Raw genomic sequence first — 22,440 nt, 5'->3', positions numbered from 1 at the left:
GGCATAACCTACTCATAAACGTACCAGCAGTCTCTTTAGTGGGATGCGATACTTTTTCAGTAGGTTTTTTGTTTGGAAATCCAGGAGGTCGTGAGTAGTGAAATTTTTAAAGAACTTCAATAACAACGCTGCTTTAGTCGTAGACGACCGGGATGTTGAATGGATTGTCGTTGGTAATGGCGTGAGATTTGGTAAGCACAAGGGTGATCAGATTGAGATGGAAAAGGTGCAGCGACGGTTTGTCGCGACCCTCAAGCAAAACGTTGGTATCACCAGTTTTCAAGATTTGAAACCACAGTCGTTTACCATTACGACCAAGGTTGTGCATTTGGTAGAACCATTATTAAAAGTCAGTTTCAGTGATTACCAGTATTTTGTCTTGGCAGATCACATTGACTTCGCGTTAAAACGAGCTAATGATGGCATTGACGTGGATAATGGAACGGTCCGTTGGGAAGTCAAGAAGCTGTTTCCACTGGAGTTTCAGGCCGCTGAACAGGCCGTTGCGTTGATCAATTCATCAGCCGAGATTGAACTGCCGAAGAGTGAGATTGTCTTCATGACGTATCACTTCGTTAACGCGGCTTCGGATGGTTCAAAGCTGCAAGAGACCATCAAGATTACGAAACTCATTAGCGGCATCGTGGATATTATCCAGTATCAATTCCAGATGCAGCTAGATCCCGAGTCATTTAATTACAACCGGTTTGTCGCTCATCTACGAGCACTCATGGTCCAACGTGTCAGTCATACGGATGTCGCTGGCAGTGATTTAGATGATTCATTGCTACAGTTGATGATGGTGAAATATCCACAAGCCTACGCAACTGTGGAGCGGATCGATGCTTTCTTACAGAGTAAGGCTGGCTGGAAATTACAACCAGATGATCAGGTGTACCTCACCCTCCATATTTGGCGGGTGACTCACCGCCAAAAAAATGAATAACTAGATTATTAAGGTGTGTTACTGCATTAGCAGGCATTAACCCAAATATCTTTTCTTGAGAGCGATGGCGACTAGGGGCACCTAGTGGCGTGGTTTGAAGAAAGGACGTTTGGGTTTTTGTTTACCGAAATATTAGATTATTGAGAAATGTGAAATTATTGATTGGAGGAAACAACAATGAAGTATGAAGAACTCAGTAAGAAGATTATCGCCGGGGTTGGTGGTAAGGATAATGTGAAGAGCGTTGTTCACTGTACGACCCGACTACGATTCAAGCTCAAAAGTGAAAGCGCTGCCCATACCGATGAATTAAAAGCGATGGATGGTGTCATCACGGTCGTTCAATCCGGTGGCCAATATCAAGTCGTTATTGGTAATGACGTAGCCGATGTCTATGAAACGCTGATCAAGGTTGGTGGTTTTGCTGATGGTGGTAGTGTTCCAGACGATGATGACGAAACGGAACGCGGAAACGTTTTTAACCGCTTTATTGATTTTATTTCTGGTGTTTTCACGCCTATGTTGGGAGTATTATGTGCCGCTGGGATGATCAAAGGTTTTACCGCAATGTTTGTTGCGTTTAACTGGTTATCTGAAAATTCTGGTACTTACAAGATCTTGTACTCGATTGGTGATGGCTTTTTCTACTTCCTCCCAATTATCTTAGGATTGACGGCAGCTAAGAAGTTACATGTTGATCAGTTTATTGGGATGGCAATCGGGATGGCGCTCTGCTACCCAGGTATTGTCGCTCTGAACAGTAGTACAACCGTATTAACGACCTTATTCAGTGGCAGTATGTTTGAATCTCAGATTCACGCCACGTTTTTAGGAATTCCAGTCGTTATGATGAGTTATACCTCTTCTGTGATTCCGATTATCTTGGCAGTGTGGTTTGCTTCCAAAGTACAGGCATTGGCAAAGCGGATCATTCCAACAGTAGTTAAAACGTTCCTCGTACCATTCGTTACGCTGCTGATTGTCGTTCCAATCACGTTCTTAATTATTGGACCAGTTGCTAGTTGGTTAAGTGACGGTATTTCAACAGTCTGTGTCATGATCTATAACTTCAGTCCACTCGTTGCGGGTGTCGTCATGGGTGCATTCTGGCAAGTCTTCGTTATCTTTGGGATTCATTGGGGATTTGTGGCTGTCATGATGGCCAACGTTGCCTCACAAGGTTATGACACCGTTTTAGGATTATCATTAGCTGCTTCATTTGCCCAAACGGGTGTTGTGTTAGGAATTCTCTTACAGACTAAGAATGAAAAGACGCGTGGGATTGCATTACCCGCCTTTATCTCTGGTATCTTTGGGGTTACAGAGCCCGCCATTTACGGGTTAACGTTACCACGTAAACGCCCATTTGTTCTGAGTTGTATTGCTTCTGCAGTCGGTGGTGGGATTATTGGTTTAGCCGGGACTAAGATGTATATGATGGGTGGTATGGGCGTGTTCTCAATTCCAGCCGCTATCAATGCTAAGACCGGGATCGATGGTTCTGTCTACGGCTTGATTATTGCGATGGCTGTTGCCATGGTTCTAGGGTTCGCACTCCAGATGTTATTCGGTCGTAAAAGTGTTGATGCTGCTGATAGTAAAGCTCAAGTTCAAGCAACTGAAGCCGAACCTGTTCTAGCTGGCGGTCCTGTCGCAGCTACAGCCAATGGTGGTGCTACTAAGATCGAACCAGAAGTTACTTATAATACAGCAACGTTGTTAAGCAGTCCTGAAACGGGTCATGTGATCCCGTTAAGCGAAGTTAAAGACGAAGTGTTCTCATCTGGTGCAATGGGCAAGGGGATTGCAATTGAACCCACAGATGGCGTTCTATACGCACCTGCTGATGGTGAAATTGCCTTAGTCTTCCCAACTGGTCATGCCGTGGGTCTCAATACCTCCGATGGTGCTGAAATTCTAATGCACATTGGGATGGATACGGTTGAATTGGATGGTAAGGGTTTTGAAACGCTGGTTGAAAAGGGTGATACTGTCAAAGCTGGTCAGCCATTGGTTAACTTCGATATTGAAGCTATTCAGGCAGCCGGCTATCCTGTGACAACGCCGATCGTTGTGACGAATTCTAAGAACTATCATGACGTTAAATTGGCGTTTCCAAATGCCACTGAAGTTAACGCAACTGAACCACTATTACAATTAAACTGATATTAAAGGAGCGATTATTATGTATTCAAAAACAATGCCAACAGGTTTTCCAAAGGATTTCTTATGGGGTGGCGCTACTGCTGCTAACCAAGTCGAGGGTGGCTGGAACGAAGCCGGCAAGGGCTTAACAACGGCTGAAGTTGTTAAGAAAGCTACCGATCGTAAGGTCATGTCAATGAATGAAGTGACTAAGGAAAACTTAGAAGTCGCTATCAATGACAAGACTGATGAAATGTATCCAAAGCGCCGCGGGGTAGATTTTTACCATCATTACAAAGAAGATATCAAGCTGTTTGCCGAAATGGGCTTCAAAGTTTACCGGCTCTCATTAGCTTGGGCACGGATCTTTCCTAAGGGTGATGAAACGGAACCTAATGAAGCTGGGTTGAAATTCTATGATAATGTCTTTGCAGAATGTCACAAGTATGGGATTGAACCACTCGTTACGATTTCCCACTATGAAATGCCATTGAACTTAACTTTAACCAATAACGGTTGGGCTAGTCGCAAGACGATTGCGGACTTTACGCGCTATACTGAAGTGCTATTCAAACGCTATAAGGGTATCGTCAAATACTGGTTAACGTTTAATGAAATCAATGCTTCAACGTGGGGATTTACCGGTACCGGTGCAATCGATAGTGACTTAAGCCTGCATGATCAGATGCAGTTACGTTACCAATCGCTACACCATGAATTTGTCGCCAGTGCGTTGGCAGTTCAACAGTGTCATGAGATTGATCCAGATGCACAAATTGGTTGTATGTTAGCGCGGATGCAGACGTATGCTAATACGCCTAATCCAGCTGATGTACGAGCTGCGCAGTTACAAGATCAATTGAACCTATTCTTTACGGATGTCCAAGTTCGTGGTGAGTATCCTGAATACATGAATCGTTACTTTGTTGAAAATGGGATTGAATTAACGATGGAAGCCGGCGATGAAGCGTTATTGAGTGCTGGTAAAGTTGATTTCTTGAGTTTCAGTTACTACATGACAACTATTACCTCAACAGCTGATGATGTGGAACAAGCCAACGGTAACCTCGTACTGGGTGGTAAGAATCCATACTTGAAGTCGAGTGCTTGGGGCTGGCAGATTGATCCAGTTGGGTTACGGATCACGTTGAATGAATTCTGGGATCGTTACCGCGTACCATTGTTCGTTGTTGAAAATGGGCTTGGCGCCGAAGATGAAATCAGTGCTGATGGCCATATTCATGATGATTACCGGATCGATTACCTCCGTCAACACGTTGAACAGATGAAGGAAGCTATCAAAGACGGTGTCGATCTGATGGGTTACACCACTTGGGGCTGTATCGATGTCATCAGTGCGGGTACTTCTGAAATGACGAAACGTTATGGCTTCATCTATGTTGATCAGGATGATGAAGGTAACGGGAGTTTGAAACGCATGAAGAAGGATTCTTTTGACTGGTATCGCAAAGTGATCGCGTCCAATGGTGAAGATTTAGCTTAGCTCACAGAGTTAATGCAGCTAAAGGTCATATTTTTCAAGAAAAATGAAAACGTTTGTTAAGTAGGTTGCTATGAGTAGTTAGGATTGATTATACTGAGATGTAAGGGCTGTCATTCGATGACGTTGCCGGAAAGGGTGTTGATGAAATGTCAAAATTTCCAGAAGGATTTTTATGGGGTGGCGCAACCGCTGCTAACCAATTAGAGGGTGGCTACCAAGAAGGCGGACGCGGTCTGTCGATTGCCGATGCGTTACCAGGCGGAAAGGATCGTTTTAAGATCGTAAGCCAACCAGATTTTGACTGGACGATTGATGAAACCAAATACACTTATCCGAACCACATGGGCATTGATTTTTACCACCATTACAAAGAGGATATCGCACTATTTGCTGAAATGGGCTTCAAATGTTACCGTTTCTCAATTGCGTGGTCACGAGTTTTTCCTAACGGTGATGAAACTCAGCCTAATGAAGCCGGATTGAAATTCTATGATGACGTCATTGATGAATGCTTGGCTCATGATATCGAACCAGTCATTACCATCTCGCATTATGAATTACCATTGAACTTAGCAAAACGTTATGGCGGCTGGAAGAATCACGACCTGATCGCCTTTTATGAAACCTTTTCACGGACCGTTTTAACGCGTTACTCTTCAAGGGTAAAGTACTGGATGACTTTCAATGAAATCAACAGTGCTGCACATTTCCCAGTGATGGGACAAGGACTCGTGCCATCAACTGGCGCTGACGATAAGCAGAACGTTTTCCAAGCTTGGCACAATCAATTTGTTGCTAGTGCTAAGGCTGTTAAGATCGGTCATGAATTACGTTCTGATATTCAAGTTGGTTGCATGATTCTCTACGCTACCAGCTATGCGTATGATTCTAACCCAGTTAACCAGCTGGCTAACTTGCAACATAACCAAGACTTTAACTTCTTCTGTGCTGATGTACAAGTACGGGGTGAATACCCAGCTTATACGAAACGATTATTAGCAGAAAATGGCTTCACTTTTGAAGATTTAGAGACAACTGACGGTGAATTAGCCTTATTGAAGCAATATCCAGTAGATTACATCGGTTTCAGTTACTACATGTCAAGTGCAGTTGAAACGACGGGTAGTGTGACTGATACGGTTGCTGGTAACTTGATGGGTGGGGTTAAAAATCCATTCTTAAAGGCTAGCGATTGGGGTTGGCAGATTGATCCGACCGGTTTACGGATTGCCTTAAACGAATTGTATGGTCGTTACCAGAAGCCATTATTTATCGTTGAAAATGGTTTGGGTGCACTTGATCAACCTGATAAAGACTTCCATGTGGAAGATGATTATCGCATCGATTACTTGCAACAACATATTGAAGCAATGGCCGGCGCGATTGACGATGGTGTTGATCTGATGGGCTATACGCCATGGGGTTGTATTGATCTAGTGAGTGCTTCAACCGGTGAAATGAGCAAGCGGTATGGTTTTATTTACGTTGACTTAGACGACCAAGGTAAGGGAACGCTCAATCGTTATCCTAAGAAGTCGTTCTATTGGTATCAAGATGTGATTAAGAATAACGGCTTAACGAAATAATATTAACTAAATGATACTAAATCTAAAAACGTTCACACCACTTTTAAAATGGTGTGAACGTTTTTTAGATTGGTATGATATTTAACGAGGACTGAGCAGCTTGGGTAGTGTGATATTAATCAATGAATTTAAACTTGCTCCAAGGCTTGATAAAGTCCAGTAACATTAGCTCGTCAGGTGTGATTCGCCCGATCCGATTCTTTCGTGGTTCGCGGTGTGGCTGAAGAACAATCTGTAATTCATTCTTATAAATACCGAAATCATCGTTGCCGACCAGTACGTCTCCTCGTTGGAACTCAATCTCATTATCGTGAGGGGCATTAGGTGTTTCTTTATAAGTGACCCGAGGCATCGTAGAGCGAATGACGTTCGGATTAATGTCGCCACGTCGGAAATGTTGTGGTGCTAACGCCACGGTTTTTTCAATTGGATTGATAGCTGGTTCCATTTCAAGGTGGAACTGGATCTGATAGCGATCAATGGCTGCTAGCGCTGCTAATTCGGCTTCACTAGCGTAGGCGTTACCGATAATCACATCGTCAATTAGACCGGCAGCGAAGAGGTGTTTAGCTTGGACTTCAATAGGCAAGCGACGGTCAGATTCAAGCGTTGGTAGACCGTCATTGACGTTCCATGGTCCCATCTGGCCAACCTGACTAGCAACAAATGCTGCAGTATGGATACCAAATTTCCGGAATCGTTCACTACATTTGACGAAGAAGTCGTAAGGTAGGGCAGTTCCAACTTGTGGATAGAAGTTATGGCAACCGTAAATGAATGGTGTGTTGGCTTGATAACTCATAATATTGTTGAGATAGTCGACGTCGTTACTCATGTTAAGTTCAATAATTAACCCGTATGAATTATAAGATAGCAGGGCTTCCGTCGCACCATTAAAACCCTCGTCTAGACGGATGCCGGCAACGTGTAGGTCGGCGAAGAACTTCAAATCTTTGTAGGAAATATTGAGTTGTTTAAAGATTCGTGGTGAAACATCAATGATGGTTTGATAGCCCAGCTGATTACCAACATCGACGATTTTCTGGTACTTAGCTTTAGTTTCATCTACAGTACCGGTTACTTCAAGCATACTCATAAAAATTCGGGTAAAACCATATTGATTACCCAATTTGAGATAAGCTTCGTCCTGTTCAAAATTACTGTGATCTGGATAGATTGATAATCCGAGTTGGCGCATTGTCATGCTTGAATTCCTCCTTGATTAGTCCATTTATGCCAATAAATAACGGCGTGGGCGTTGTTGGTATCAATATTAATGAATTTAATTTGGGGTAGTTCTCGTTGTACAGCATCAATGATGGCAGTACGCACGATGGGATTCTTTTGTAATACTGATCCTGATAATGCTACCTTGGTTGGCTTAGGATCTGTAAAGCGTTGGTAGATGGTCATAATCTGTTCGGCGAGTGACTGAGCAGCGGCAGTTAACACCATTACGGCTTCCGGGTCATCCCTGGTTGCTAGTTCTGCGATTGGTAGGGCTAGTTTGGCGTTGGTTTGGCGATTTTGAGCATAAAATTGTTTGACGGCTGCGGCAATATTGGGTGCTTGTAATTGCTTTAAAATAGCAGGCGTCAGTTGACTTGCTTTCCCCGCGTCTGCCTGAGTTAACACTTGTTTTAGGGCACGCCGACCGATGTCGTATGCGCTGCCCTCATCACCTAGTGCAGCACCCCAACCACCGACACGCAAAAACTGACTGTTCTGGCGGCCATAAACCACGGAGCCGGTACCAGCAATAACCAAGGCACCATCTTCTCCGGATAAACCATTCAGTAGTGCCAACTTGGCGTCGCTAATAACATCAATTGCGATGTGATAACGTTGAGCAATCATTTGTTGGACTTGTTCAGTTAAACCAGCAGTTTCAATACCTGCGACACCAATTAGAATATGTTCGATCTGGTCGACAGGGAGTGGGCTCACAAGTTGATCCAATACTGAGGTTAAGTTCTGCATGGCACCGTCAAAGTCGAGTAAGACGTTGCCAGGACCAGCAGTCGCTTCTTGATAAGGCTGTGATGTGGTGTCGTTACACCATGTTTGACCGACAATATGGGTACCGCCGCAGTCAACACCGATTAAATAAGTCATTGAATTATCTCCCTTATTGTATGGCTTTGCGAACCATTCCATGGGCTTTAGCCAAACGTTGCTCTGCTTCGTCGACAGAAACGGCAGCTAGATTCATGACAATAGCTGTTTTGACATTTTTGTGGGAGGCAGTAAATAAGTTACTTGCTTCAGTTGGTGAGACGCCCGTAGCTAGTTCAATCATATGTTTTGCTCGAATGACCAGTTTTTCGTTGGTTGGTTTAACGTCGACCATCAAGTTGTGATAGACTTTGCCGATTTTTACCATTGAGATAGTTGATAACATATTTAAGACCATTTTTTCAGCGGTACCAGCTTTTAAACGAGTTGATCCTGCGAGTACTTCTGGTCCGGGTGTGACTTCAATTCCAACTTGAGCGTGTTGGCTGATAATTGCATCTGTGTTGCAGGAGACACTAATCGTAGCTGCACCGACTTGTTGTGCATAATCCAATGCACCGATGACGTAAGGCGTTCGGCCACTTGCTGCTAAACCCACAACAGTATCGTTTGTTGTTAATCGAAGTTCTTGTAAATCTTGAGCACCTAATTGAGCGTCATCTTCGGCGCCTTCGACAGCCACAGTCATGGCGCTCATGCCACCTGCAATTAGGCCTTGAACCATCTCAGGGTCAGTTCCAAAGGTAGGCACACATTCGGCTGCATCGAGTACACCTAAACGGCCACTGGTACCAGCACCCATGTAAATCAAACGTCCATTGGATTTAAAAGAAGTAACGATTAATTCAATGGCGCGCGTGATATTTGGTAATTGTGGTTGGATGCTTTGACTGACCTTAGCATCTTCTTGATTCATTAACTGAACAATGTCGGCAATCGGCATTTCATCTAAGTTGCTACTGGCTGGGTTGCGGCCTTCAGTAGTGAGTTGATTAATATTTGTTTTCAATCTAAATTCCCCCGCTTCTTAAGTATGTATAAAAAGGACTGTGATAAATACACAGTCCTCACTGAACGTAGAGCAGACTCGGTGTCATTATCTGTCTTGATATAGTCATTCAGATAATTTGTTGAAGCGCTATTAAATGTTGAAAACGTTACATAACTATAGCGATTAGTTATTCGACTGCAGCGGTTTGTGCCGCTTTTTCAGCATCAGCTTTAGCAGCTGCTTGTTCAGCCTTTAATTGGTTACGATCCCAGACTTTGAAGAATGGGTAGTAGATAAAGGTTGCGACGATGATATTAATCGTACAGAGGACGGCAGCACGCCAATCCCAAGCAGTGGTCATCAAGGCACCAATTGGCCCAGGTAAGGTCCAAGGGACTAATGCAACGGTACGGCTAACCATGTGGGTAATGGTTGCAAACCAAGTAATGATCCCCATGGTTAGTGGAGCTAGTACAAATGGAATTGCAAAGTAGGGGTTCATTACAATTGGAACACCGAAAATAACGGGTTCGTTGATGTTGAAAATCCCAGGAATAATGGTAACCTTACCAATTGTTTTACCATAACTAGATTTAGAGAAGAAGGCTAATAGAATACATAGTGACAATGTAGCCCCAGCCCCACCGACATAAACGAACCACTGGAAGAATTGTTCAGTCATAAAGTGAGGAACAGTAGCTGCTGTAGCACCCTTAGAAATGGCTGCTAAGTTAGCATTCAGGTTCGGGTACCAGAGTGGCCAGAAGATTGGGGTTGCTAATGCGGCCCCGTGAATCCCAAATAGCCAAACGATATCAGTTAAGAGAATAGGAACGATAACTGAGAGTAAGTTATCGCGTCCGAAGTAGGCTAATGGACTGAAGACCCACTGTAAGAACGTGTTAACGTCGAAGTTGAAACCGATGTGAATCGTCCATGCACCGATAATTAAGAAGGTAGCAGGAATTAAAGCTGAAAATGACGCAGCAACAGCTGGTGGAACACCATCTGGCAATGTAATGACCAGATGATGATCACGACAAAGTCGAGTGACTTCAGCTGTTAAGATACCGGCAAGCATTGCGGTGAAGAGCCCTGCTGCCCCAAAATTGGTCAGCGGTACCACGGTGGCAGCCGCCTTTAACCCCAGCGCTTTGAATGCTGCGGGGGTTGTGACAATTGGTCTTACAGCGAGTAGTAAGAAGACCATCACTGAGACGACCCCAGTTGAGATATGATCAAAATGATAGCCTTCTGCTAAACGTCCTGCGATTGCAAATGCGGCATAAATGGCCATGAAGCCCATTGAAAAATTAATCGGAATAGCTAAACCAGCGGCATAAGGTTTAATAAAAGCTGTCCAAGCAGGAATTGGTAGTTGGGTTACGATTGTGAAAAATGAACCAACAATTGTAACTGGAATAATGACGGCCATCCCATCACGAATAGCCCGTAGATAGCGGTTACCCGCAATCTTACTCATCACGTCGACAGTCTTGTCTTTCCATGAACGTGAATTTTCCATAATAAATTCATCTCCTTAAAATTTTTAACATTGAGAAAGCAACGATGAAATTTATTCCTCCTTTTATTTATGTAAAGTTAATGCATTAACTTGATTTCAAATGTGAGTATAGCATAATATATAGATATAGTTAACGCTTTCATCAATGCTAAATTACAAATGCGGATAAAATTTAGTTAAGTATAGACATTTAATGCATTAAGTTGAAAATATAAGGAGAGTGTGGCGAATGAGTCGCAAAGAACCGATTTATCAAACCATTTTGAATGCGCTGATTTTGGAACTAAACACGAATCAGTTTCGGAAAAATGATCCGTTTTACAGCGAAAGTGAATTGCGCCAAAAATATCAGGTTAGTTCCACAACGGTAGTGCGTGTCTTAAATACGTTGGCTGATCAAGGTTATATCTATCGTGTGCAGGGTAAGGGGAGCTTTGTTTCAAAGTTTAACCGTGGGACAGTCGTTAGAATTACGGATACGCATACTTATGATATTGATGATGAACAGGTCGCAGTGTTAGTTGCGAATGAGTCGGAGCCGTTACCAGCCAAGGCTAAGATTGATTTAAAGTCAGCAACTTGGTACTTAGAACGCTTGCGTGTGATTAAACAAGCCCCTTTTGAATTCTCACAATCGTGGTATTTACAGTCGTTGATTCCAGCAACTAGTTTAAAGAAATTACGGTCAGTACATTCAGTATATGCGTTGATCAGGAAACATGCGCATATTGATTTAGCTCGGCAACCGTTTAAGCAGGAATATGCTGCGACGAGTGTCCCGAATCAACGCGTTGCGGATTACCTACATGTTGATATGGAGACGATCGTTATCAAGATTGAACGATGGGTGTTCCAAACGGATCAGACCTTGGAATACACGGTTAGTTATATGTTGCCGAACTACTTTGGTTTGTCGTTAAGTAGTGATTCTAAGCTAGCTGATACGAATAATATTCGGTAGTTAAGGAGTTGAGCAGATGTCGATTCACAGCAATAATTTTTATTCAAACGTACTCCGACAGCCGGTTCGTGTAGAAGTAATCTTACCGGAACCATTAGACGCGACAGGGAAAATAGAAGCGGCTTATACGAGTGGCAACCAGCTATTGCCAACGATTTGGTTATTACACGGGCTAGGCGGCGACGCAACAACGTGGCTTCGCCGGACGAATATTGAGTTGTTGGCGACTCAGTATCGGGTTGCAGTCGTTATGCCGGAAACGGGGCGTGGATTTTATACGAATATGGCTCAAGGATTGAACTATTGGGATTATCTAACGACGGAATTGCCAGCGCGGATGCGTTACATGTTCCCGCTTTCGACAATGCCAAAGGACAATTACTTGATGGGTAACTCCATGGGTGGCTACGGTGCATTGAGGTATGCGTTGACGTATCCACAACAATTCGCAGCCGTGGCGGCATTGTCGCCAGTGACTGAATTGGCTCGCTTCGGGGCGGAGCAAGCCAAGATTATGCCGGATTTTGATTTGGCATTCGGCAGCCAAGAATTACAAAACACACCAAATGATTTAGATTATTTGATTCAGCAATCACTAGATTGGTCAGGGTTGCGAGTCTTGATGACAACGGGTAGTCATGATATCTTGCGAGGCATGGATGAAGAGTTACGACCGAAACTGAAGCGAATCTTTAAAGATCACTTCGAATGGCAGTTGCAATCGGGACACCATGATTGGCAACTTTGGAACCAACAACTACCATTTGCGATGCACTGGTTAATTAAGGAGGAATGGCGTAATGTTTAGTATTAAAAATGTTCATGGTCACTATAGTTTGTTGCGACAAACGGGGTTAGCAGCGATACCGATGCTATTGGCAATAATTGCCTATCCGTTATTGCCAGCGAGGGTTTACGTACCAACTGCGCTTGCTAGTCTGGAACCGTGGGGTATTAAGGGTAATATCTTTATCTATCCTGTATTTTGCCTGATCTTATGGTTCTTTATCTGGTTATTCGTCTTCTTTAATCGGTTATACGAGAAGAATCTTAAGGTGAATCGTCAAGAGTACAACCCGCTAGAAAGCTATTATATCTGGGGTAGTTGGATTTTAGACGGATTGGCAACGGTGATGGTTTTGATTCAGATTATTGTGAGCGTGACCCATTGATGTTTGCAATCTGAAGATTAAAAACTGAAGCTGGCTAACGTAAAATAGTAGAAAATCCTCGTCGTCACCTTTAATGGTGACAACGAGGATTTTTAGGTTTAAAAGATTGAATTGATTAATTAAATTTTCGATTCCGAATCATTAACGTAATAACAATCAGTAGGCTCAGTAACGTTACTGCGGTATCGATTTGGAAAACATGTAGAACGCTAACTGCAGTGTCATCGATAATAAAGCTTGATACTAAGGGTCCTACGAAGAAAGTCAGAGCTGTTGCAAAGCTATAATAACCGGTAACTTTTCCTTTTTCAGTTGGGAAATACTGAGTTAATAGGGTTAGTCCGAGTTGCCAGATACCACCAGCAGCAAAGAAACCGATGACGATTGCGGTTAAACGTGCGCCGTCTGCACTTGGAAGTAGCACCATTTGGAGTAAGGCTAAAAATGAAACCAGTGTATAGACAAAGATTAACTTGATTGGCTTGATTCTAGTAACTAGTGATGAAGTAATAAAGACGGATACTAAGGAAGCCATTGCGTACCATGAAATCAATGATTTAGCACTGTTGGCACTTAGCTGTAGAACACTACTACCAAAGTTAGGGGCGTACTGTGAAAAGATATAAAATGTAAATGACAATGTGAAACCGACGATAATCAGCAAGCTGCCATCAATTAGCATGGAAGGTTGTGCGCTATTGCTATCTACAGGATCTGTGACAGTTGAATCAGTCGGTGTTGTCGGATTTGTGGTAGCTAATTTTTGTGGTGCAAAGCTGGCGATACCAATGAGTGCCATATCAAGCACCATAACAATTACCATTACAATTAAAGTGATATGTGCATTTGGTTGTGCTGCAACAATAAAGGGTAATACAAATTGAGCCAATGACATGGCAGCTTTGACCAGTGAGTTCATGCTTGCAGCTTGTTCTTTAAAGGCATCGGTTAGTGCTGGATAGCTAGCGGTATCGCCGAAGGAATTAGTAGCTCCCATGAACATAGCGGCAATACATGCGCTGATAAGATTAGTACTGAAAAATAATCCAATTAAGAAAATAATCTGTGCGATCATTCCGATTATCATGGTTCGTTTACGACCAAGTCGATCAGACAAGTAGCCCGCAATCAGGATAGTTAGCAGCCGGCCGATACCGATCATTGCAATAACGGTTGATAGGCCTTTAACATCTGTGTGCCAGAGTGCTTGGAACTGGTTACCATATTGTGAAACAAGGATGGTTGCCATGCCAAGAATGGCGTAGTTAAGATAGATCCCAGCAGCTAGTGGTAAATATGTTTTATGTTTCATTGCAATTCCCTGATTTCTCTTGATTTCCATAATAATCACCCACTAATTATTTAATTTCACAAACTTGTTTAAAAATAAAAATATTACCGATTTATAATTGCTTTTGAAATGTGCCAGTATATGCTAATTAACAATGCAGTAAGCGCTTGTATTTATTTTAATGAACAACTTGATATATAATTCACAATCACTTGCTTAATTCAAATTTTAGCACGTCTACTAAATGTGTCTAATAACAACTTCGCATCCAATCAATAGCTCAAAGCTATTGATTGGATGCGAAGTTGTTTTGATTCAGTTTTTAGATGTTATTGATAGAAAGAGTTTCACTCTGGTTGCGGACGAAATCTATAAATTGGCCAACAGCTGGTTGTGGTGTGCTGTGTTTAAGTGTCGCCATATAGAGAATTCGTTTCCATGTAGGGAATGAGAGGGGAATGATTTTGACTGGCATTGTTTGGAGAATAGACATATTAGGTACGATTGCAATGCCAAAGCCGCTAGCTACTAATCCAGCAATGGCTTGATCCTCTTCGACAGCGTAGGCACTGATTGGTTGGCCGCCACAGTCGTCAAATAACTTTTGCATAATTGGGTGCAAACCACTACGAGTAGAAAACGTAATTTGAGGATAAGCCAAGGTTTCGGCTAAGTTAATACTAGAACGATTGGCTAGAGGGTGATTAGTTGGTGCAATGCAGACCATGGTCTGTTCTGCTATGGGGAAAAAATCGATATCGCTGAAGTGGTCTAATTTAGAACAAAAAGCAACATCATACATATCACTTCGTAAACCGTTCAGGATGTCGGGGGAAAGCCCGGTGTCCGTATTAAATTGAAATTGAACAGCTGGTTGATCAGTCAATTGAAGGAAACGTTGAGCCATATCAGGCAGCCATTTAATACTTAGCGTGCGTAATGCTGCTAAGCGAATTAATGTTTTTTGTTGGCTGAAACTTTTGACGTTAGTAATACTTTTATCTAGTAATAATAATGAAGACTCAACATCGGTTGCGAAAACTTTGCCGGCTGGTGTTAGCGTGACACGGCGACCGTCTTTTTGAAAAAGATTAATGCTGAGTTCACCTTCTAATGAGTGAATCGCTTTGGTTAAACTTGGTTGTGTAATATGTAACAGCTTAGCCGTCTGCGTGTAATTTTCAGTTCGGGATAATGCGACGAAATAACGTAAATGATCTAGGTTCATGATGCAATTAGCCTCCTAAACGGTAATTCTGAAAGGACGAGTGCCATTAATGAAAACCTATTACTACGGTTAATATAACAGAATTAATAACTTTTAGCTATGGTTGAGAGCAACTAAAAGCAATTGGACGGCAAACGTGATAGCGATTACATTTAACTTGTAAAATAAATTATGTGAATCATACAACATGCATGTTAAGAATCCACTATTTTGGAGGAAGCTATTATGACAAAAACACATCCAATTACAATTAGTTCATGGACTTTAGGTGATCAGTGTACATTTGAAGATCGTTGCCGAGCTGCTAGTGCAGCGGGTTATGATGGTATTGGTTTACGAGCTGAGACTTACGTGGACGCCTTGAACGAAGGGCTATCAGATGATGACATTCTAGCAATTTTAAATAAATATAATATCCGTTGTACGGAAGTTGAATACATTGTGCAGTGGTGTGAAGCCCCACGTACTTATGAACAGAAATATAAGGAACAAGCTTGCTTCCACATGTGTGAACTCTTTGATGTTAAGCACATTAACACTGGCCTGATGGAAGATTATTCGATTGATTATACTGCTCAGAAGTTACAAGAATTAGCTGCTCGGGCTGGAGATCTGATTATTGCATTGGAACCAATGCCATATAGTGGGTTACCAAACTTGGACAAAACTTGGAAGATTATGCAGAAGGCTAATTGCGACAATGTCTATATGTTATTAGACATGTGGCACTGGGTACGAGCTGACCAGTCTTATGATCTATTAACTAAGGAACAAGCAAAACGAGTTATTTCAATTCAAATTGATGATGCCTATGCACGTCCATACGCAGAAACCATCCTACGTGATGAATCAATGCATGACCGTTTGGCGCCGGGTGCCGGTGACTTAGATACTGCCGGCTTTGTAAAGATGATTAAAGACGCTGGGGTTGATCCTAAGGTGATTGGGGTTGAAGTAATCTCCGATCAGTATTTGGCTAAAGGAATTGACTACGTTGCAGATTATACCTACAAACAAACCGTGGATGTTCTAAAACAGGCATGGCCTGAAATTCTGAAAGAAACTGTTGAAGCTTAATAACCTAATAGATAGAGGAGTGGAATATTAATGAATAACAATTGGCTAGGATTAACAGATAAAGTTGTTGCGATCACAGGTGCTGTTGGTGGTATGGGGACTAAGTTCTGCGAGGAATTTGCTAAGCAGGGCGCAAAGATTGTATTGATTGATATGATCGAAGACAAAACTCAAGCCTATGCTAAGAAGTTAGCTGAAGACTACGGTGTTGAAACCTTAGCGGTTAAATGCAATACAACTAGTGAAGCAGAGGTTGATGCAGCAGTTAAGGCAGTTACTGATAAATTTGGCGAAATTGACGTATTGGTTAATACGGCTGCAATCTTACGGTTCTCACCATTTGAAGATTTACGATTAGATGAATGGCAGACTGCTTTGAACGTTAACTTGACAGGTTACTTCTTAATGTCACAACGTTTTGGTCGCGTAATGATCCAACAAAAACACGGGGCAATGGTTCATATTTCAACCGTAGCTTCTCGTTATCCTGAAACTTATAGTGGCGCATACAGTACAACTAAGGCTGCAGTTAACATGATGTCTAAACAAATGGCTGCTGAATGGGGCCAATATGGCGTTCGAAGCAATTGCGTGCTTCCTTGCTTAGTAAAAACACCATTATCGAAAAACTTCTATAGTGATCCAGAAGTTGAAGATGGCCGTAAACGCCTAGTAGCGAGCCGGCGAATCGGGACGTTAGATGATATTGCTAACACCGTATTATTCATGGCTAGTGATCGTTCTGATTATACCAACGGTGGTGAAATCACGGTTGATGGTGGGTTGAACATGATGATTTCAGACATGATTCCAAAGCCAGGTGGTCGTCGCCAATATGCGATCGACAATCACCAACCAGCAAAAAAATAATAATTAAGACAGTTATATGAAAGTGTGCAAGGGACTGGGACAAGCTGTCTCGGTTCCTTTTCATTTAAATGAAGGAGTGTTAACCATGGAAAAACGAATTTCAGGGACTACCGGCTTATTCACATTATTGGGCTCACCAGTTGGACATTCAGGCTCACCTGCAATGTATAACTTCAGCTTTCAACAACAAAAACTGGATTATGCTTACTTAGCGTTTGATGTAAAAAAAGAACAGATGCCACAAGCAATTGATGCCCTACGGTTATTCAAAGTACGCGGTAGTAACGTTACCATGCCTTGCAAGAGTGTTGCAGCTGATTTAGTTGATGAATTATCACCAGCAGCTAAGATCATCGGTGCCATTAACGTTATCGTTAACGATAATGGTAAATTAACGGGCCATATCACGGATGGAATTGGTTTTGTTCGTAACCTTAAAGAAACTGGTGTCGACGTTGCCGGTAAAAAGCTGGTTGTAATTGGTGCGGGTGGTGCGGCTACTGCACTTCAGGTTCAGTGTGCATTGGATGGCGCAACTGCTTTGACGATCTTCAATCGCGATGATGAATTTTACGCGAATGCTGAAGAGACACAACGAAAGATTAAGGCAGCTAAACCGGATGTGAATGTTCAAGTTTACCCCCTTGCGGATCAAGAGAAATTAAAGGAAGAAATTGCCAACGCTGATATTTTGGTTAACGCTACCATTGTTGGGATGAAACCATTAAACGGTCAGTCACTAGTCGATCCTAGTTTCTTACGTGCGGACTTAGTTGTTGCAGATACGGTTTACAATCCATTGAAGACCAAATTAATTGAGGATGCAGAGAAAGTTGGTTGCACGGTTGCGCCAGGCAAGGGAATGTTGCTATGGCAAGGTGCTGCAGCATATACTCTTTTCACTGGAAAAGAAATGCCAACTGCGGAATACCAAGCTTATGAAGCACAACAAATCGGTAAATAGCGTAAGAGGGAGGAATTGACTGATGGAAGCACGAATTGATGGACACACAACGATGCTGGGATTATTTGGATCGCCGGTAGGGCATTCGGGATCGCCAGCTATGTATAATTACAGTTTTGAACAGGCAGGAATTAATGATGCGTATTTAGCATTTGATATTCAGGCAGATGAGATGCCACAAGCATTGGAGAAGATGCGAATTTTTAATATGCGCGGTGCAAACGTCACGATGCCGTGTAAAAATGTGGCAGCTGAACTAGTTGATGAGCTTTCGCCAGCTGCAGAATTAATTGGAGCAGTGAACACGATTGTTAATAATGATGGTGTTTTAGTGGGCCATAACACGGATGGCACGGGATATGTTGAAAACCTGCGGCACCACGGTGTTGACCCACAAGGTAAGCGACTAACAATTCTGGGCGCAGGTGGGGCAGCTACAGCCATTACAGTACAAATGGCCTTGGACGGTGCTAGTGAGATTCATATTTTCAATCCACGTGATGATTTTTATAAAAATGCTGAATTGACTGCCAATAAGATTATGAAAAAAGTACCTACTTGCCAGATCACAGTAGGCGATATCAATGATTCAGTCGCATTGGCTGCAGCAATTGAACAGAGTGATATTTTAGCTAATGCGACTAGGGCTGGTATGGCACCTAATGTTGAGCAAAGTAATATTAAAGATATGACTGTTTTTCGCCCCGATTTAGTAGTAACCGATACGGTTTATAATCCAGCAGTTACTAAGATGTTGGCGGATGCTGCTGAGTATGGCAGCAAAATAATTGGCGGTAAGGGTATGCTTGTTTGGCAAGGGGCAGCAGCTTTCAAACTATATACCGGTCAAGAAATGCCAGTTGAAGAAGTGACCCAACGATTCTTTTCCGATGATGGGGGTCGTTAAGATGACAACTAATCCAAATAAAAAATATTATGTTACGGCATTAGCCTTATATTTTGCCTATTTCATTCTTGGAACTGCGTCTTCAATTATGGGTCAGTATAAGACAGAATTTGCTAAAGCTTGGGGTGCATCGACCCTATCAAATGGTACGGTAGACGTCAGTATGGTTGTTTCTGTTATTGCAGCATATGGCTTAGGGCGATTAATAGCGTACCCGTTTGCTGGACCAATATCAGATAAAATCGGTCGTCGGATTAGTGGTTTTATTGGTATTGCGCTATATGCAGTATTCTTCTTTGGCATGATTAGTGTTCACAGTATGTGGATGGCTTATGCAGTCGGAATTGTTAACGGTATTGCTAATTCATTCTTGGATACGTGTGTCTCGCCAAGTGTGATGGAAATCTTTCCTAAATCGGCATCAATTGCTAATTTATTTACGAAGTTTGCCATTACGGTGTCTCAATTTATTTTACCGTTTGTAATTGGCTTGGTTGCAAGTGCTCAAATGTCATATAAAGCAATTTTTATTGGCTGTGGTATTTTGATGATTATTGATGCAATTCTGGTTTTAATCTTGCCGTTTCCAAAACAGAATAAGCAAGTTAAAGCTGTCAAAAACGCTGGTAGTAAAGGTAAACATCGTTTTTCTGCAGCCACAGTTGCATCTATCTTGATTGGTTTTACTAGTTCAGCCACCTTTATGATTTGGCTAAACTGTAATCAAGAATTAGGGATTAGTTACGGAATCAAGGATCCGAGCACGTTACAATCGTTTTATGCAGTTGGCGCAACGGTTGCCGTGTTGTTAACAGCCCAGTTTATTCATATGGGTTTAAAAGAAACAACTGTTTTAGTACTCTATCCCAGCATTTCAATCGTAATGCTCCTACTTTGCTATTTCATTCAAAGTCCAGTTATTCTCTATATTGGTAGCTTTGTGATTGGTTATGCTGCCGCTGGTGGTGTCTTGCAACTAGCTGTATCAACGACTGTTGGATTCTTCCCAGACAGTAAAGGACTTGCAACTTCACTAGTAATGATTGCGTCTAGTGTTGCAAACTATGTCGTTTTATCAGTTGCTGCATACTTGACTAAAGCAACTGGTGCGGATGCACCACGAACAATTATTTTAATGAATATCATTATTACACTTGTTGGTGTTGGCTTAGCCTTGGTTGTTAAATACCGTGGAAACTCAGTAAAGACAGCAACTAAATAAGTAAAAAACCAAAAGAGAGTGGGACAAAAGGCGGGTTGCTACCTCTGCTCAGCGACTAACTGACTTTGTCCTACTCTCTTTTTTAAATTAAACGTTCCTGATTGGTATAGTATTGCCAACAATAGCTGCGCGCGAATTCCTGAAAGCGATGAACGGCAGGCGTGATGAAACTATTGCGACGTATAACTAGATAGATTTGATGATTCAATGGTTGGTCAAATAGGTGTTTTAATTGAATGGCACTTTTGTCTAATAATGGTAAATATGGCATCAATGCGACGCCCATATTATGGCGTACAAATCCAGCCATGGTGTGGTCTTCTTCCACTTCGTAGGCTATTTTAGGCTGAATATGGGCATTGGAGAGAATTTGATCAATTAATGGTCTTAAGCCGCTATTTTGTGAGAATGAAATCATAGGGTAAGGGGAAAGGTCACGAACGCGCACTGCTGTTTTTGAGGCTAGCGGATGGTCAGCAGGGACAGCTGCGACAATTTCTTGTTGTACCAGTGGGATAAAGTCAAAGAGACTACTGGTCAATTGATCACCGATTTTTTCAACATTAGACGCCAAGACTAAATCGTATTTTTCACTCGCTAAGGACTTTAGAAGTTCACCAGAGTTGCCTTGCCCGAGCTCGAAAGTGATTTCTTGGTTCTCCTGTTTCTTTTGAAATTGGGTAATGAGTTCAGGGACTAACTGTTGGCCGAGGGTGTAAGTAAATCCCATGCTGATGTGACCGGTATTAGGGTTCATGAGTTGTTTTACTAGTTCATTGCCTTGTGATAAATCATTTAAAGTAGCCGTGACGTACTTTAAATAAACGCCACCAATGGAAGTTAGTTTAATATTACGCCCATCAGCTTCAAAGAGCGGTACGCCGAGCTCAGTTTCTATTTTTTTAATGGCATAACTTAAAGATGGTTGCGAAATTCCTAGATTTTCAGCGGCTTTAGCCATGTGCTGTGTTCTAGCTAGTTCTTTGAAAAAAATCAAATGCCTCAAATTCATCATTGGAGTTCTCCTTTACCAATAGAAAAGTTAAATGATTTAAACGAATTATCTATATTTATTATATTAAACTAATTTGTTAACATGGCAAGTGAATAGAGTAACAAACAGAAAATAATAATTAGGAGTGGATTTACTATGACGGAACGAATTGATGGACATACTTTATTGATTGGATTAATGGCTTATCCCATTCGGCATTCAATGTCACCAACAATGCACAATAACGCATTTGCTAAGTTAGGCTTGAACTACGCTTACCTAGCTTTTGAAGTAAATAATGAAACGTTGCCAAGTGCAATTGAATCCATTCGAACATTGGATATGCGTGGTTCAAACATTTCAATGCCTAACAAACAAAAAGTGATTCCCTTATTAGATAAATTAGATCCAGCTGCTAAGATGGTTGGCGCTGTGAATACAATTGTAAATGATAATGGTATTTTAACCGGATATACGACTGATGGCATTGGATTTATGAAAGCGCTTGATGACGAAGGGCTGGATATCCGAGGTCACAAGATGACGTTAGCTGGTGCCGGTGGTGCTGGTACGGCAATTGCAGTTCAAGCTGCCTTGGATGGCGTTAGTGAAATTTCTATTTTTAACATGAAGGATGCAACGTGGGCTAATGCAGAACGCAACGTCAAGCTGATCAACGAACAAACGGACTGTCACGCAACATTGCATTCATTAGAAGATCGTGATGATTTTAAGAGCGAAATTCAAAGTTCATACATCTACACGGATTCAACTGGCGTTGGTATGAAGCCATTGGAAGATCAAACGTTGATTGACGATCCTAGTTGGCTACGTCCAGATCTAATTGTGTTTGATACGGTATATGCTCCCCGGACAACTAAGTTAATGAAGGTAGCTCAGGATGCTGGTGTTAAGCATGTATACAATGGGCTGGGCATGATGCTGGAACAAGGTGCCGCCGCCTTTAAATTGTGGACAGGTGAAGATATGCCAGTAGATTATATTCATGAAATTCTATTTGGAGACGATCAAGATTAGTGA

20 protein-coding genes are annotated in these 22,440 nt (G+C 42.1%); 13 read left to right on the top strand and 7 right to left on the bottom strand.

What is annotated here, in order from left to right; translation table 11 throughout:
* Positions 1 to 97 precede the first annotated feature (97 nt).
* From ACG95_RS00175 to ACG95_RS00160, 4 genes are all read left to right on the top strand, one after another.
* Positions 98 to 946: a PRD domain-containing protein gene (locus ACG95_RS00175; protein ID WP_047998550.1), complete on the top strand. Its 849-nt coding sequence runs from the start codon at positions 98 to 100 to the stop codon at positions 944 to 946.
* Positions 947 to 1,123: 177 nt separating this feature from the next.
* Complete coding sequence (locus tag ACG95_RS00170) at positions 1,124 to 3,112, top strand: beta-glucoside-specific PTS transporter subunit IIABC (RefSeq protein WP_047998549.1); 1,989 nt, start codon at positions 1,124 to 1,126, stop codon at positions 3,110 to 3,112.
* A 19-nt stretch (positions 3,113 to 3,131) separates the two neighbouring features.
* Positions 3,132 to 4,595, top strand: coding sequence for a glycoside hydrolase family 1 protein (locus ACG95_RS00165; RefSeq protein WP_047998548.1), 1,464 nt, complete (start codon positions 3,132 to 3,134; stop codon positions 4,593 to 4,595).
* A gap of 146 nt (positions 4,596 to 4,741) precedes the next feature.
* Positions 4,742 to 6,181 carry a glycoside hydrolase family 1 protein gene (locus ACG95_RS00160; protein WP_047998547.1) on the top strand — a complete coding sequence of 480 codons (1,440 nt, stop codon included), beginning with the start codon at positions 4,742 to 4,744 and terminating at the stop codon, positions 6,179 to 6,181.
* 115 nt (positions 6,182 to 6,296) lie between these two features.
* On the opposite strand, the gene ACG95_RS00155 is transcribed toward ACG95_RS00160, so the two are convergent.
* The 4 genes from ACG95_RS00155 to ACG95_RS00140 form a co-directional block, all read right to left on the bottom strand.
* On the bottom strand, positions 6,297 to 7,385 hold the full coding sequence (locus tag ACG95_RS00155) for a DUF871 domain-containing protein (protein WP_047998546.1): 1,089 nt from the start codon (positions 7,383 to 7,385) through the stop codon (positions 6,297 to 6,299).
* A complete protein-coding gene (locus ACG95_RS00150; protein WP_047998545.1) occupies positions 7,382 to 8,296 on the bottom strand; it encodes a BadF/BadG/BcrA/BcrD ATPase family protein in 915 nt (304 codons plus the stop codon). The genes ACG95_RS00155 and ACG95_RS00150 overlap by 4 nt, the downstream gene beginning before the upstream one ends.
* A gap of 13 nt (positions 8,297 to 8,309) precedes the next feature.
* A complete protein-coding gene (gene murQ, locus ACG95_RS00145) occupies positions 8,310 to 9,206 on the bottom strand; it encodes an N-acetylmuramic acid 6-phosphate etherase (protein ID WP_047998544.1) in 897 nt (298 codons plus the stop codon).
* Positions 9,207 to 9,375: 169 nt separating this feature from the next.
* Positions 9,376 to 10,713 (bottom strand): PTS sugar transporter subunit IIC, encoded by a 1,338-nt coding sequence (locus tag ACG95_RS00140; RefSeq protein ID WP_047998543.1) that lies wholly within the window; start codon positions 10,711 to 10,713, stop codon positions 9,376 to 9,378.
* Positions 10,714 to 10,942: 229 nt separating this feature from the next.
* Between ACG95_RS00140 and ACG95_RS00135 the strand changes: the two genes are divergently transcribed.
* Genes ACG95_RS00135 through ACG95_RS00125 form a run of 3 tightly spaced genes read left to right on the top strand, consistent with a single transcriptional unit; the run spans position 10,943 to position 12,846 of the window.
* Positions 10,943 to 11,674: a GntR family transcriptional regulator gene (locus tag ACG95_RS00135; protein ID WP_047998542.1), complete on the top strand. Its 732-nt coding sequence runs from the start codon at positions 10,943 to 10,945 to the stop codon at positions 11,672 to 11,674.
* Positions 11,675 to 11,690: 16 nt separating this feature from the next.
* Positions 11,691 to 12,482, top strand: a complete 792-nt coding sequence (locus ACG95_RS00130; RefSeq protein WP_047998541.1) for an alpha/beta hydrolase — start codon at positions 11,691 to 11,693, stop codon at positions 12,480 to 12,482.
* On the top strand, positions 12,475 to 12,846 hold the full coding sequence (locus tag ACG95_RS00125) for a hypothetical protein (RefSeq protein WP_047998540.1): 372 nt from the start codon (positions 12,475 to 12,477) through the stop codon (positions 12,844 to 12,846). Before ACG95_RS00130 ends, ACG95_RS00125 begins: the two co-directional genes overlap by 8 nt.
* Before the next feature lie 115 nt (positions 12,847 to 12,961).
* On the opposite strand, the gene ACG95_RS00120 is transcribed toward ACG95_RS00125, so the two are convergent.
* The gene (locus tag ACG95_RS00120; RefSeq protein ID WP_047998539.1) at positions 12,962 to 14,188 is read right to left on the bottom strand and encodes an MFS transporter; all 1,227 of its coding nucleotides are present in this window, start codon (positions 14,186 to 14,188) and stop codon (positions 12,962 to 12,964) included.
* A 271-nt stretch (positions 14,189 to 14,459) separates the two neighbouring features.
* Positions 14,460 to 15,365: a LysR family transcriptional regulator gene (locus tag ACG95_RS00115; RefSeq protein WP_047998538.1), complete on the bottom strand. Its 906-nt coding sequence runs from the start codon at positions 15,363 to 15,365 to the stop codon at positions 14,460 to 14,462.
* Between the two features lie 225 nt (positions 15,366 to 15,590).
* Between ACG95_RS00115 and ACG95_RS00110 the strand changes: the two genes are divergently transcribed.
* From ACG95_RS00110 to ACG95_RS00090, 5 genes are all read left to right on the top strand, one after another.
* Positions 15,591 to 16,442: a sugar phosphate isomerase/epimerase family protein gene (locus ACG95_RS00110; protein ID WP_047998537.1), complete on the top strand. Its 852-nt coding sequence runs from the start codon at positions 15,591 to 15,593 to the stop codon at positions 16,440 to 16,442.
* A gap of 30 nt (positions 16,443 to 16,472) precedes the next feature.
* Complete coding sequence (locus tag ACG95_RS00105; protein WP_047998536.1) at positions 16,473 to 17,312, top strand: SDR family NAD(P)-dependent oxidoreductase; 840 nt, start codon at positions 16,473 to 16,475, stop codon at positions 17,310 to 17,312.
* An 85-nt stretch (positions 17,313 to 17,397) separates the two neighbouring features.
* Positions 17,398 to 18,276: a shikimate dehydrogenase gene (locus tag ACG95_RS00100; protein ID WP_047998535.1), complete on the top strand. Its 879-nt coding sequence runs from the start codon at positions 17,398 to 17,400 to the stop codon at positions 18,274 to 18,276.
* A 22-nt stretch (positions 18,277 to 18,298) separates the two neighbouring features.
* Positions 18,299 to 19,183, top strand: coding sequence for a shikimate dehydrogenase (gene aroE / locus ACG95_RS00095; RefSeq protein ID WP_047998534.1), 885 nt, complete (start codon positions 18,299 to 18,301; stop codon positions 19,181 to 19,183).
* 1 nt (position 19,184) lies between these two features.
* Complete coding sequence (locus ACG95_RS00090) at positions 19,185 to 20,405, top strand: MFS transporter (RefSeq protein ID WP_047998533.1); 1,221 nt, start codon at positions 19,185 to 19,187, stop codon at positions 20,403 to 20,405.
* Between the two features lie 82 nt (positions 20,406 to 20,487).
* Here the strand turns inward: ACG95_RS00090 and ACG95_RS00085 are convergent, their stop codons facing one another.
* Positions 20,488 to 21,417: a LysR family transcriptional regulator gene (locus ACG95_RS00085; RefSeq protein WP_047998532.1), complete on the bottom strand. Its 930-nt coding sequence runs from the start codon at positions 21,415 to 21,417 to the stop codon at positions 20,488 to 20,490.
* Positions 21,418 to 21,555: 138 nt separating this feature from the next.
* On the opposite strand from ACG95_RS00085, the gene ACG95_RS00080 reads away from it, so the two are divergent.
* The gene (locus ACG95_RS00080) at positions 21,556 to 22,437 is read left to right on the top strand and encodes a shikimate dehydrogenase (protein WP_047998531.1); all 882 of its coding nucleotides are present in this window, start codon (positions 21,556 to 21,558) and stop codon (positions 22,435 to 22,437) included.
* Positions 22,438 to 22,440 lie beyond the last annotated feature (3 nt).

It is taken from the genome of Lactiplantibacillus herbarum, assembly GCF_001039045.1.
Classification (GTDB): domain Bacteria; phylum Bacillota; class Bacilli; order Lactobacillales; family Lactobacillaceae; genus Lactiplantibacillus; species Lactiplantibacillus herbarum.
Note: the sequence above shows the minus strand (reverse complement) of the source record. Positions and strands in the feature narration are given on the sequence as shown.